Genomic DNA, 11,669 nt, shown 5'->3' with positions numbered 1-11,669 from the left:
ATTCGCCGCCAAGACCACCGCCGCATTCAATGACAATCCTGTAAGGTTCGCCGATCTATTCCGGAAATGACCAAAGCCACTTGAAATCCCGATCCAAAAAGGGAATGATAAGCGCAGATCCAGACACCGCCAAAAACGCGATCTGGATACCACCCACAGACAACCATTGAGGTCGAACCATGAACGACGAATACCGCAGCGCCGAAGAGATCCAGGCCCATCTCGAACAACTCAGACAAGACCAGGCCGCCCTCGAACAGGCCCTCAAGGATCGGCGCAAGGAAGAAAAGAAAGAACTCGCCGCCGAGATCAAGAACATGATCATCGAACGCGGCCATGACGTGTTCGAGATCGCCGAACTGCTCCTCGGCGGTCAGAAGAAACGCCGGCGCACCGCCGCCAACAGCGGCTACACCCTCTATGCCGATCCGGACAACCCGGAGCGGGTCTATAGCCGCGGCCGGATGCCGCAATGGCTCATCGACAAGATGGCGGCGAATGGCTTCGATCCGAGTGACGCGCAACAGCGTCAGCAGTTCAAGGAGCAGCACTTGACTCCGCTGGCGGCTTGAGCGTTACTCCTTAACGCTTGCCTTTGACGAAGGCGCGCAAGCGTCCGCGCTTTTGGCGCTGACGGGGCGTGAGACTGTTCTTGCGCCCGGCGAAGGGATTGTGACCGCTCCTCAGCTCCAGGCGTAGCGGTGTGCCCTGCAAGCGCAGGGCCTCGCGAAAGCGATTGATCAGATAGCGCTGATAGCTCTCCGGCAGGGCGTCGGTCTGATTGCCATGGATGACGATGATCGGTGGATTGCGTCCGCCCTGGTGCGCGTAGCGCAGCTTGATTCGGCGCCCGCGCACCAGCGGGGGCGCATGCTCGGCCACGGCATCCTCCAGCAGTCGCGTCAGCAGCGGCGTCGGCAGGGTGCGCATCGCGCTCGCATAGGCCCGATCGGCGGCCTCCAGGAGCAAGCCGACGCCGCTGCCATGCAGCGCCGAGATCCGGTGCTGTTCGGCAAAATTCAGGAACGGCAGGCGCCGCTCGATGGCCGTCTTCAGGGCTGACCGGGCATCCGGCGTCAGCCCGTCCCACTTGTTCACCGCGACCACCAGCGCCCGGCCACTGTCGATCAGATGGGCGGCCAGGGTCGCATCCTGCTCGCCGATACCGGCGCGGGCATCCAAGACCAGGATGGCGACATGACAGGCCTCGATGGCTTGCAGCGTCTTGATGACGCTGAAATGCTCGATCGCCTCGCTGATGCGTGCCCGCCGCCGCATGCCGGCGGTATCGATCAAGCGATAGTGGCGCTCACCCACCGCGAAGGGGATCTCGATGCTGTCGCGCGTGGTGCCTGGGCTGTCGAAGACGACCACCCGTTCCTCGCCGAGCAATCGATTGATCAGCGTCGATTTGCCGGCGTTCGGCCGGCCGACGACGGCGACCCGGACGGCCTCCGTCGAGGTTTCATCGGTCTCCTCGACGGCCGCATCCGCGCCCGCCGGGAAGGTCTCGAAGACCCCGGTGATGAGCGCGGAGACCCCCCGGCCCTGCAGGGCCGCGATCGGCTGGGGGTCACCGAGCCCGAGCCGATGCAGCTCGCCGGCGGCCAGCGTCCAATCGAGGTGGTCGACCTTGTTCGCGACCAGGGTCAACGGCTTGCCGGTGCGGCGCAGCTGCGCGGCGATCTCCAGATCGGCCGGCGTGGTGCCGTCGCGCGTATCGACCAAGAACAGCAGGTGATCGGCCTCCGCGATCGCGATGCGCACCTGCTGTTCGCTCAAGGCGTCGATGCCATCGCCACCGCTGATGCCGCCGGTATCGACGACCACATAGGGCCCGGGACCGACGCGTCCGATGCCGTATTGGCGATCGCGCGTGAGCCCTGGCACATCCGCCACCAAGGCATCGCGGGTGCGCGTGAGCCGATTGAACAGGGTCGACTTGCCGACATTCGGCCGACCGACCAGCGCGAGGACCGGCAGCACGGCGTTCAACCCTGTCCAGCGGACGCGGGCCCGCCGGATGAGGCGCGATCGGAGGAGACGCCATCGGACGAGGATGACTCGGCCGCTGGGGCCGCCGCTGGGGCCGCCTCTGGGCCAGCGCCAGCGTCGGTTGCCCGCACCGCCGCGATCGTCCCATTCTCCAACTGCACATAGAGCGTCTGGCCGGCAACGACCGGCGTCGAGGCGACCGCCGCCTTGCCAAGACGCTCGCGACCCAGCAAGCGTCCATCACGCGCTGAGACCCAATGCACATAGCCCTCGAGATCGCCAACCGCCAGGGCATTGCCAACCACCACCGGTGCCGTCAGGCGGCGATAGCGCAGATCGTCCTGGCGCCAGCGTCCAGCGCCATCGATCGGATCGGCCGCCCAGAGTCGGTCATCGGAGTCGGTCACATAGAGCGCGTCGGCGGTGGCCGCCAGCCCGGCGTGCGCCGAGAGTTCACGCCGCCAGAGCACCGTGCCGCTGTCGATATCGACGGCCGCCAGGTCGCCGTTGAAGCTGGCGACGAAGACCTGATCGCCGACCACCACCGGGTCGGTGTCGATATCGGCGATGCGCTCGAGTTCCGTGCGGCCGGAGGGGGGCGAGATCGTCGCCTCCCAGATCGGCGCCCCGTGTTCGGTATCGAGATAGACCAGACGACCGTTGGAGACGCCGACGATGATCCCATCGGGGCCGACAGCCGGAGTGCTGCTGCCACGCAGGGTCAGGATCGGTGCCTGATACCCGAAGCGCCAGCGCTCGCTGCCGTCGCCGAGATCCAATCCGTAGACAGTGTCGTCGATGGTGTGGACGACGACCAGATCGCCGCTGATGCGCGGCACCGAGAGCACCTCGCTGCCGAGTTGGGCGCGCCAGCGTTGACTGCCATCGCGGGTCGAGAGCAGGAGCACCTCGCCATTCGAGGCGCCGACCGCGAGCTGCTCGCCAGCGACATCGGGGCCGCCGCTGAACGGCAGGCGCCACTTGTCGCGCTCCCAAATGAGGCGCCCGTCGGCGGCATCGAGTGCGACCACAGTGCCGCCGTGGTCGGCGGCATAGACCCGATTGCCGGCAACCGCCGGGCGCAGACTGAGGGTACGCCCATCCTGGCCCTTGCCGATGCGCGTCGTCCACAGCGTGCGGACCCGGACCGCTTGTGGCGGCGTCTTCGCCAGCTCGGTGGGAGGGCGCGGATCCTTGTCGCGCCCGAGGCCGATCCAGCCGAGGCTGCCGCACCCCGGCAACAGGACGCTGCCGCCAAGCGCGAGCAGGAGGGCGCGACGCTGTGGGCAAGGGAGTCGAGGGCTGTTCATGAGGCTCAGGAGGGGCTGTCGGTCGCCGCCGGTAGGTCTTGGAGTTTGAGTTCGATCAGGCGCGAGAGGCCGGCGCCGCCGGCGATCGCCGCCGCGTAGGCGGCGCGCGCGTCAGCGATCTCGCCCTTGGCGAGCGCGATATCGCCGCGCAAGCCGGCGAAATCGGCGCTCAAGGCGCCCTCGTCATCATGCCGCTCGATCACTGCGAGGGCCTCGTCGAATGCCTCATGGGCGATCAGCACGCTTGCGAGCCGGAAGGCCGCCAGCTTCGCCAGCCCCGGATTCGGCGCCCGCTCCACGGCCGCGCGCAGCGCCTCGGCGGCACCGGCGAGGTCATCCTGCTCGACCCGGGCCTTGGCCAGCGTCAGCTCGGCGAGTGCGGCATAGGGAGTCTTGGCGTGCGCGTCGATCACGGCCTCGGCCTGCTTCGCCGCCGAGTCGTACTGACCGCCGCGCGCGGCCATCAGCGTCTGTTCGAAGGCGAGCGAGGCACGCTGGCCGACCTGGTCTTGGTGATTCGCCCAGGCGCGCCAGCCGAAGACCGCGACCAGACCGATGACGAGACCGGCGATCACGGCGGTGCCGTTCTCCTTCCACCATTTTTTGATTGTTTCGACCGTTTCGTCGTCTGTGGTCAGCTCTACCATGGGAATCTCGTGATGCGTCGGTGTTCGGTGAGGGATGGATCATGATTGTCGGGCCCTGGCTCTGAAATCCTGAAGCCGCTGCTGAACCGGCGCTTAGAGGAAACGCGGCAACTGCTCGGCCAGGGCATCGAGGGCGATGCTGATCTGCTCGGGTTTGGCCTGCTCGGGCTTGGCCTGCTCGGTCCCGACCTGCTCGGGCCTGGCCTGTTCGGGCCTGGCCTGTTCGGGCTTGGCCTGCTCACTGGCTGGCGAGCGTTCGTCCTGCGGCGCGCGCAGCGGCTTGATGCCGATGCGGCGCTGGGCGAGTTCGTCATCGCCCAGCACCAGCGCGACGCGGGCGCCGCTGCGGTCGGCGCGCTTGAATTGGCTCTTGAAGCTGCCGCCGCCGCAATGGCAGATCAGCCGCAACTCGGGCAGGGCGTCGCGAATCTGCTCGGCGATCGGCATCGCGGCGGCGCTCGCCTGATCGCCGACGGCGATCAAATAGGCATCGAGGTGCGTCGGTGGCTCGCTGGCGCTGAGTTCGAGCAGGCGCTCGAGGCCGAGGGCGAAGCCGACCGCCGGGGTCGCGCGTCCGCCGAGCTGCTCGACGAGACCATCATAGCGACCGCCGGCGCAGACCGTGCCTTGGGCGCCGAGCGCGTCGGTGATCCATTCAAAGACGGTGCGATTGTAATAGTCAAGCCCGCGCACCAAGCGCGGATTGATCCGGTAGGCGATGCCCGCACGATCGAGTCCGGCGCAGAGGGCCTCGAAATGCGCGCGCGAGGCGCCACCGAGCGCCTCGCTCAGGCTTGGCGCCGCGGCGATGAGTGGCTGCAGGTCCGGGTTCTTCGAGTCCAGCACGCGCAGGGGGTTGGTCTCCAAGCGCCGGCGGCTGTCAGCATCGAGTCGATCCTGGTGGTCGCGCAGATAGGCGACCAGCCGCTCGCGATAGACGGCGCGCTCGGCGCTGTCGCCCAGGCTATTGATCTCCAGCCGCAGGTCACCGAGCCCCAGTGCTTGCCAGAGCCGGCGCGTGAGCAGGATCACCTCGAGGTCGATATCCGGACCGGCCAGACCGAAGACCTCGACGCCGATCTGATGGAACTGGCGATAGCGGCCGCGCTGCGGGCGCTCGCGGCGGAACATCGGGCCGCGATACCAGATGCGTCGGGGTTGATCCAGAAGACCGTGCTCGATCGCCGCGCGCACGCAGCTGGCGGTGCCCTCGGGGCGCAGGCTGAGCTGGTCGCCGCCGCGATCCTCGAAGCTGTACATCTCCTTCTCGACGATATCGGTGACCTCGCCGATCGAGCGCTTGAACAGCTCGCTCTGCTCGACCAGCGGAGTGCGCATCTCCTGGTAGCCGTAGCGCTCGAGCACCGCGCGGGCGCGGTCCTCGAGCTGCTGCCAGCGCGCGCTCTCGCCCGGGAGCAGGTCGTGCATGCCACGGATTGCGCGCGGGGGGGTCTGCCTTGCCATCGCTTGGGGTCCTAGTCGCGCGCGCTCGGCGTCGCGTCAGTGGTCGAATTGGGGGAGCCGTTTGGGGTTCGAGCGCCGATCTCGGCGGGGTCGAGCTCGAAGCGGGCCACGTTACCACGCGCGACCGAGCGCAGGTCATAGGGCGCTCCGCCGACGCTCAACTCGACCGCCGCGGCGTTGCCGATCACCAGCGAGTAAGGCGGCTCGCCGGCGAGCGTCTCGCGGTCGCCTCGGCTCATCTCGCCGAACAGCAAGACCTCGCCGGTGGCGTCGCGGATATCGACCCAGCAGGGGCCGCTGAAGTTCAGCTCGACGGCCGCTGCCGTCGCGCTCGCCGCGTCCTCTGCATCCGCGGGCGGTTCCGTCGCGCTCGGGTCAGGCCGTTCGACCTCGGGGCTCGGCGGCGATGGGAGCGGCTCGGTCAGGGGGGCGGTGGTGTCGGCGGTTGGGCTGTCGATGGCCTCGGGGAGCGGGTCGGCGGCCGAGGCGGGCGGCTCCGCGTCCGGTTCAGCCATCCTGACATCGGGGCTGGTCTGGATGGGCTCGGGGCCGGGCTCGGGGCCGGGCTCGGGGCCGCTCTCGGCATCGGTCCCTGGGCCGGCATCGACGGCGCTGGCGGGCGGCTCGGCCAAGGGAGAGCGAGCCCGCTCGCGCGCGGAGAAGGCGTCGGTGTCGGTGCCCGCCGCTGGTTCCGGTGCTGGTTCCGGTGCCGGCTCCGGTGCTGGTTCCGATGCCGGGTCGCGCCGTGACGTGCCCGGGGGGGCGGGTTGCGGCGCGGCAGGCTCGGGTGTCGCGGCAGGCCGCGCTTGCTCGTCAAGCCCAGGACGCATGACCCACCAGGCATAGCCGCCGGCCGCCACGGCGAGGACGATCAGGAGCAGGACGAGAAAGCCGCCGCTGCCGCCGCCTTCGTCCGGCGCGCCCTGCCGATCGCCGCGAGCGACATGGCGTGGCGGCGGCTCGGCATCGGGGTGCAGGCGACGAAAGCTCTGATTCAGCCGCTCCGGGTCGAGCCCGACCAGCCGCGCGTAGCCACGGATATAGCCCGAAACGAAGGTGGCGCTGGGCAGTGGCGCGTAGTCATCGCGCTCGATCGCGTCGACCACCCCTGGCGTCAGCCGCAGGGCCGTGGCGACATGCGGGATGTCGAGCTTGCGCGCTTCGCGCGCCTGGCGCAGCTGACGCCCGGGCGAGTCCGGGATCGCCGTGTCCGCGACACTGGGTCTCGGTTGTTCGGGGTTGGGCGGGTCTGCCTCGTCGGCCATGGTCACAGTTCGATCACCTCGGGTGAATGGGGGAAGCGCTGGCGCAGGGTGCGCTCGAGCGCGCGCGCGAGTGGTTCGTTGCCGAGCTGCCGCTCGATCCGCGCGGCGAGCAGGAGTGCTGCGGGGGTCGTCACGCTGGTGTGAGAATAACGCGCCATGAGCGATCGTGCGCTGCGATAGTCGCCCTGCTGATAATGACGCTTGGCGAGCGCGAGTAATGCCGGCGGAAAACCCGGCGCGTGCGCCAGCGCCGCTTGGAGATAGCGGTCGGAATCAGCCTCTCGACCGGCCTTGCGCGCGCAGTCGGCGGCGTTCATCAGCGCCGTTTCGCGGCCTTGATAGAGCGGCTCGGCGAGTGCCGCCTCGATCTCGGCGAGCCCCTCGTCGTAGCGCCCCTCGGCGCACAGGACCGCTCCCCAGGCATTGCGGTAGTCGGGATTCCCGGGCGCGCGCTTGACCGCCTTGGCGAACGCGCGCTGGGCCTCCTCGCGCTGACCGAGCCGCTCCTGGACGATGGCGAGGATGTAATGCGCGCGCGCGCTGCGATGGTCGGTGGCGACCGCTTGCTGCGCGCGTTCGAGCGCGGTCTCCAACTGTCCCCTCTGGACGTACTCGGTGGCCAAATCGACGTAGAGGTCGGCGGGGCTCTCGCCCTCTGGCAGGTCCGGGCGCGGCCCCAGCGCGCGACCGCAGCCGCTCAGCGCAAGCGCCAGGAGGAGGCTGCCCAAGCCTGGGATGAGCGACCCGCGGTGGCCCCTGCTGCAAGCCATCACCGGCCGAGCGTCACCGGGAGCCTGGCCTCGGCCCGCGGCTGACGACGATCTTGCACCTGGCCGACGAGCTGACCGCAGGCGGCGGCGATCTCATCGCCGCGGGTCTTGCGGGTGGTGGCGACCAGGCCGGAGCGTTTGAGGCGTTGCCGGAAGGCCTCGATACGCTCGGGGTCGCTGGTCTCGAAACCGCTGCCCGGAAAGGGGTTGAAGGGGATCAGGTTGACCTTCGACGGCGTGCCCTCGAGCAGCCGGATCAGGGCCTTGGCATGACGATCGCTGTCGTTGATCCCCTTGAGCATCACATATTCCCAGGTCACCCGCCGGCGTGGCTCGCCGCGCAGATAGGCCTTGCAGGCGGGGATCAGCTGCTCCAGGGGATACTTGCGGTTGATCGGGACGAGCTGATCGCGCAAGGCGTTATCGGGCGCGTGCAGGGAGACGGCGAGCGAGACCGCGCTGATCTCGGCGAGCCGGTAGATGTTCGGCACGATGCCGGAGGTCGACAGGGTCACGCGCGTCTTCGCCAGCATATAGGCGAAATCGTCCTGCATGATTGCCATCGCCCGGACCACCGCGTCGAAGTTCGCCAGCGGTTCGCCCATGCCCATCATGACGATGTTGGTCGGCGGCTTGCCCAGCGCCCGCGTGGCATGCCAGACCTGGGCGATGATCTCGCCGGTGCTCAGGTTGCGACTGAAGCCCTGGCGGGCGGTGGCGCAGAAGCGGCAGTCGAGCGCGCAGCCGACCTGCGAGGAGACGCAGAGCGTACTGCGGTCTTCCTCCGGGATCTGCACGGTCTCCACGCGCTGGCCGTCGTGGAGATCGAACAGCCACTTGATGGTGCCGTCCGGCGACGGCTGCTCGAGCGCCACGCGCGGCAGATCGATGAGCGTCTCGGCGGCCAGGCGTTCACGCAGGGCCTTGGAGAGATCGGTCATCGCCTCGAGATCGGAGACGCCGTGCTTGTGCAGCCACCGGAACAGATTGCGGCCGTGGTACGGCTTGAAGCCCCAGCTCACGGTCAGGGCCTCGACGCCGGCGCGGTCGAGATCGAGCAGTGGGATGCGAAGGTCGGGCGTGATCTGCGGTGCCTGTTGCATCGCCTGGGGTTCCTGCCTGCTGTTGCGGTGGGAGCTGGCGGCCTGGAGGTTGGCTGGATGCTCGACCGAGAGGGTCGAATGGAGGCGGGGCGCGCGGCGCGCTCGCCTCGCTGCCGATCAGCGGGTGCGCTCGCAGATGCCGTCGGGGAAGAAGAAGCCGATCTCGCGCTCGGCCGTGTCCGGGGCGTCGGAGCCGTGGACCGCGTTCTCGGTGAAGGAGTCGGCGAAATCGGCGCGGATGGTGCCGGGCTCGGCGTTGGCAGGGTTGGTCGCGCCCATGAGTTCGCGGTTCTTGGCGATCGCGTCCTCGCCCTGCAGCGCCATCGCCAATACCGGCCCCGAGGTCATGAAGCCGACCAGCTCGTCGAAGAACGGCTTGCCTTGATGTTCGGCGTAGAAGGCGCTGGCCTGCTCCAGGCTCATGTGCAGCATGCGGGCGGCGACGATCCTTAATCCGGCCTGCTCGAAGCGGCTACAGATGGCGCCGATCGCGTTCTTGGCGATGGCGTTGGGTTTGATGATCGAAAGCGTGAGTTGCTCGGCCATGCGGGCTCCTGAATCGGGTTGTCCGCTGCGTGGGCGTCGCCATTGGACGAGGCTCGGGCAGCGGTGCAGGGGATCTTGTGAGCCGTACATTCTAGCGGGATAGGCGCTCACAAATCCATCGCCCTAAAGCGCTGTCGTGATCCTGCCGGGTCAGCCCTTGCGCAAGAAGAGCCAGGCAACCAGGCCCATGAAGAGGGCGAATTCGATGGCGGGTAGCGGGATGTCGTTCATCTTCGATGTCTCTTAGTGGGAGTGACAAGACCAACGGAAATGCTCGGTTGAGCGTCTGATGTGATGACGGTCAACGCTTGACACCAGGCCGATTGCTAGAGTGGGTCATGCTGATTATGACGGTCTTGCTGCACTGCACAAATCGCAGTAAGCTGCGGCCCGCGCGATGGCCATGCTGAGCGTTCGTGGTCGGCTGCGGGTCTTGGGAACCTGATGAGGTAGGTGGGGATAATGACAGAATATGCGTTGATCTTGGTCAGTACGGTCTTGGTCAACAATTTCGTGTTGGTTAAATTCTTGGGCCTGTGTCCGTTCATGGGCGTCTCGAAGAAGCTCGAGACCGCGATCGGCATGGGCTTCGCGACCACCTTCGTGCTGACGTTGGCGGCGGTGACCACTTGGATCGTCAATACCTATCTGCTGGTGCCGCTCGGCATCGAGTACCTGCGAACCATCGCCTTTATCCTGGTGATCGCGGTCGTGGTGCAATTCACCGAGACGGTGATGCACAAGACCAGCCCGGTGCTCTATCAGGTGCTCGGCATCTTCTTGCCGCTGATCACCACCAACTGCGCGGTGCTTGGCGTCGCGCTGCTCAATCTCCAGGAGCAACGCAGCTTCCTCGAGTCGGCGCTCTACGGGTTTGGCGCCGCCATCGGCTTCTCGCTGGTGCTGGTGCTCTTTGCCGCGATGCGCGAGCGGGTCGCGGTGGCCGATGTGCCGGAACCCTTTCAAGGCAGCGCGATCGCAATGGTGACCGCTGGACTCATGTCCCTGGCTTTCATGGGGTTTGCCGGTTTGGTTTCGGTCTAAGCTGGTGGCGATACCGGCTTGGGATTCCAGAGAGTCCAAGGGGAACAACGCAACGGGGGCTGAGGCGGGCCGGGGTGCCTTGCGGCGAGGTGCCGACCGCTGATATCGACCCCAGGAGAACATTGAGATGTTGATAGCGATTGCGGCGATCGCGGCCCTTGCCGTCGCCTTTGGGCTGCTGCTCGGCTATTCGGCGATTCGCTTCCGCGTCGAGGGCGATCCGATCGCCGATCAGGTCGACGCGCTGCTGCCGCAGAGCCAATGCGGGCAGTGCGGTTATCCCGGTTGCCGGCCCTATGCCGAGGCGGTGGCCGCCGGCGAGGCCGAGATCAACCTCTGCGCGCCGGGCGGCGAGGGCACCATGCTGGCGATTGCCGACCTGCTCGGACGCGAGCCGGTCGAGGTCGGCGAGATCGAGGAAACGCCGAAGCAGGTCGCGGTGATCGATGAGCAAACCTGCATCGGTTGCACCAAGTGCCTGCAGTCCTGTCCGGTCGACGCCATCGTCGGCGCGGCCAAGCAATTGCACGGCATCCTCGCCAGCGAATGCACCGGCTGCGGCCTGTGCGTGGACCCTTGCCCGGTCGATTGCATCCATCTCGTGCCGGTGCCGGAGACGATCGCCACTTGGAAATGGCCCTATCCGACCCCGCTGCGCCCGCGCGTCGTGCTACCGCCCGCGTCCGAGCTCCTGCCGGAACAGCGCGAAGCCGCCTGAACCGCAAGCGCCAGCGGTGCGCGCGCGCGACGCCTAAACAGCCTTTAACAACGAGCACGCTTTACCCGATGTCAGGTCTCCGATCGCTCCTCGGCGGTGGTCAGCGCAAGCTGTGGCAGTTCCACGGCGGCGTCCATCTGCCGGATGAAAAAACCCTCTCCAATCGCGGGCCCGTCGCCGACGCCCCGCTTCCGTCTCAGCTCGTGTTGCCGTTGCAACAGCATCTCGGCGCGCCGGCGCGCTGCCGGGTCGCGGTGGGCGATCGGGTGCTCAAGGGACAGTTGATCGGCGAGCCCCAAGGCTACATCAGCGCGCCCGTGCATGCCTCGAGTTCGGGCACCGTGGTCGCCATCGAGCCGCGTCCGATTCCGCATCCATCGGGGCTCAGCTCGCCCTGCGTGGTGATCGAGACCGATGGCGAGGAGCGCTGGTGCGATCTGCCGCCGCCGCTGGCCAGAACCGCCGCCGAGATCGACGCCTGCGAGGTCGCCACGGTGCGCGAGCGCATTCGCGCAAGCGGCATCGTTGGCATGGGCGGGGCCTCGTTCCCGACCAGCGTGAAGCTCAATCCGGGGCAGGATCAGCCGATCGAGACGCTCGTCATCAACGGCGCCGAGTGCGAGCCCTACATCACCTGCGACGACCTGCTGATGCGCGAGCGCGCCGCCGACATCCTCGATGGCGTGCGGATCATGCTGCATCTGGTCAAGGCCCAGCGGGCGCTGATCGGCGTCGAGGACAACAAGCCCGAGGCCGCCGCCGCCTTGCGCCAGGCGATCGACGCCGCCGACCTCGGCGGGCGGGTCG

General features: G+C 67.7%; 12 protein-coding genes. 4 read left to right on the top strand and 8 right to left on the bottom strand.

Features of this window, described 5'->3' with window-relative positions; genetic code table 11:
- Positions 1 to 179 precede the first annotated feature (179 nt).
- Positions 180 to 572, top strand: a complete 393-nt coding sequence (locus ACLFQI_RS01145) for an H-NS family nucleoid-associated regulatory protein (protein ID WP_410756955.1) — start codon at positions 180 to 182, stop codon at positions 570 to 572.
- Positions 573 to 582: 10 nt separating this feature from the next.
- On the opposite strand, the gene der is transcribed toward ACLFQI_RS01145, so the two are convergent.
- The 8 genes from der to ndk all read right to left on the bottom strand — a co-directional run bounded on the left by der (position 583) and on the right by ndk (position 9,100).
- Entirely contained in the window at positions 583 to 1,986 is a 1,404-nt protein-coding gene (der, locus tag ACLFQI_RS01140; protein ID WP_410756970.1) for a ribosome biogenesis GTPase Der, read from the bottom strand.
- A 5-nt stretch (positions 1,987 to 1,991) separates the two neighbouring features.
- Positions 1,992 to 3,305, bottom strand: coding sequence for an outer membrane protein assembly factor BamB (gene bamB, locus ACLFQI_RS01135; RefSeq protein ID WP_410756954.1), 1,314 nt, complete (start codon positions 3,303 to 3,305; stop codon positions 1,992 to 1,994).
- A gap of 5 nt (positions 3,306 to 3,310) precedes the next feature.
- The gene (locus tag ACLFQI_RS01130) at positions 3,311 to 3,952 is read right to left on the bottom strand and encodes a YfgM family protein (protein WP_410756953.1); all 642 of its coding nucleotides are present in this window, start codon (positions 3,950 to 3,952) and stop codon (positions 3,311 to 3,313) included.
- A 93-nt stretch (positions 3,953 to 4,045) separates the two neighbouring features.
- The gene (gene hisS, locus ACLFQI_RS01125) at positions 4,046 to 5,380 is read right to left on the bottom strand and encodes a histidine--tRNA ligase (protein WP_410756952.1); all 1,335 of its coding nucleotides are present in this window, start codon (positions 5,378 to 5,380) and stop codon (positions 4,046 to 4,048) included.
- Between the two features lie 47 nt (positions 5,381 to 5,427).
- Positions 5,428 to 6,681, bottom strand: a complete 1,254-nt coding sequence (locus ACLFQI_RS01120; protein WP_410756951.1) for a helix-turn-helix domain-containing protein — start codon at positions 6,679 to 6,681, stop codon at positions 5,428 to 5,430.
- 2 nt (positions 6,682 to 6,683) lie between these two features.
- Complete coding sequence (gene pilW / locus ACLFQI_RS01115) at positions 6,684 to 7,409, bottom strand: type IV pilus biogenesis/stability protein PilW (protein WP_410756950.1); 726 nt, start codon at positions 7,407 to 7,409, stop codon at positions 6,684 to 6,686.
- A 41-nt stretch (positions 7,410 to 7,450) separates the two neighbouring features.
- Positions 7,451 to 8,554, bottom strand: coding sequence for a 23S rRNA (adenine(2503)-C(2))-methyltransferase RlmN (gene rlmN, locus ACLFQI_RS01110; RefSeq protein ID WP_410756949.1), 1,104 nt, complete (start codon positions 8,552 to 8,554; stop codon positions 7,451 to 7,453).
- Between the two features lie 117 nt (positions 8,555 to 8,671).
- A complete protein-coding gene (gene ndk / locus ACLFQI_RS01105) occupies positions 8,672 to 9,100 on the bottom strand; it encodes a nucleoside-diphosphate kinase (RefSeq protein WP_410756948.1) in 429 nt (142 codons plus the stop codon).
- 462 nt (positions 9,101 to 9,562) lie between these two features.
- Between ndk and rsxA the strand changes: the two genes are divergently transcribed.
- The 3 genes from rsxA to ACLFQI_RS01090 all read left to right on the top strand — a co-directional run.
- Positions 9,563 to 10,144 carry an electron transport complex subunit RsxA gene (rsxA, locus tag ACLFQI_RS01100; RefSeq protein WP_410756947.1) on the top strand — a complete coding sequence of 194 codons (582 nt, stop codon included), beginning with the start codon at positions 9,563 to 9,565 and terminating at the stop codon, positions 10,142 to 10,144.
- A 127-nt stretch (positions 10,145 to 10,271) separates the two neighbouring features.
- Complete coding sequence (rsxB, locus tag ACLFQI_RS01095) at positions 10,272 to 10,862, top strand: electron transport complex subunit RsxB (RefSeq protein WP_410756946.1); 591 nt, start codon at positions 10,272 to 10,274, stop codon at positions 10,860 to 10,862.
- Between the two features lie 68 nt (positions 10,863 to 10,930).
- The coding region (locus tag ACLFQI_RS01090) for an RnfABCDGE type electron transport complex subunit C (protein ID WP_410756945.1) at positions 10,931 to 11,669 on the top strand (739 nt) is incomplete at its 3' end.

The sequence above is a fragment of the Halochromatium sp. genome, assembly GCF_046541315.1.
Taxonomy (GTDB): domain Bacteria; phylum Pseudomonadota; class Gammaproteobacteria; order Chromatiales; family Chromatiaceae; genus Lamprobacter.
The sequence above is the reverse complement of the archived record's forward strand: the minus strand, read 5'-3'. Positions and strand labels throughout refer to the sequence as shown.

Excerpts from the sequence above, each read along its gene's own strand:
- ACLFQI_RS01130 (WP_410756953.1), bottom strand. The coding sequence starts at position 3,952 with ATGGTAGAGCTGACCACAGACGACGAAACGGTCGAAACAATCAAAAAA.
- ACLFQI_RS01145 (WP_410756955.1), top strand. The coding sequence starts at position 180 with ATGAACGACGAATACCGCAGCGCCGAAGAGATCCAGGCCCATCTCGAA.
- rsxB (WP_410756946.1), top strand. The coding sequence starts at position 10,272 with ATGTTGATAGCGATTGCGGCGATCGCGGCCCTTGCCGTCGCCTTTGGG.
- ndk (WP_410756948.1), bottom strand. The coding sequence starts at position 9,100 with ATGGCCGAGCAACTCACGCTTTCGATCATCAAACCCAACGCCATCGCC.
- ACLFQI_RS01120 (WP_410756951.1), bottom strand. The coding sequence starts at position 6,681 with ATGGCCGACGAGGCAGACCCGCCCAACCCCGAACAACCGAGACCCAGT.
- bamB (WP_410756954.1), bottom strand. The coding sequence starts at position 3,305 with ATGAACAGCCCTCGACTCCCTTGCCCACAGCGTCGCGCCCTCCTGCTC.
- hisS (WP_410756952.1), bottom strand. The coding sequence starts at position 5,380 with ATGCACGACCTGCTCCCGGGCGAGAGCGCGCGCTGGCAGCAGCTCGAG.
- rlmN (WP_410756949.1), bottom strand. The coding sequence starts at position 8,554 with ATGCAACAGGCACCGCAGATCACGCCCGACCTTCGCATCCCACTGCTC.
- rsxA (WP_410756947.1), top strand. The coding sequence starts at position 9,563 with ATGACAGAATATGCGTTGATCTTGGTCAGTACGGTCTTGGTCAACAAT.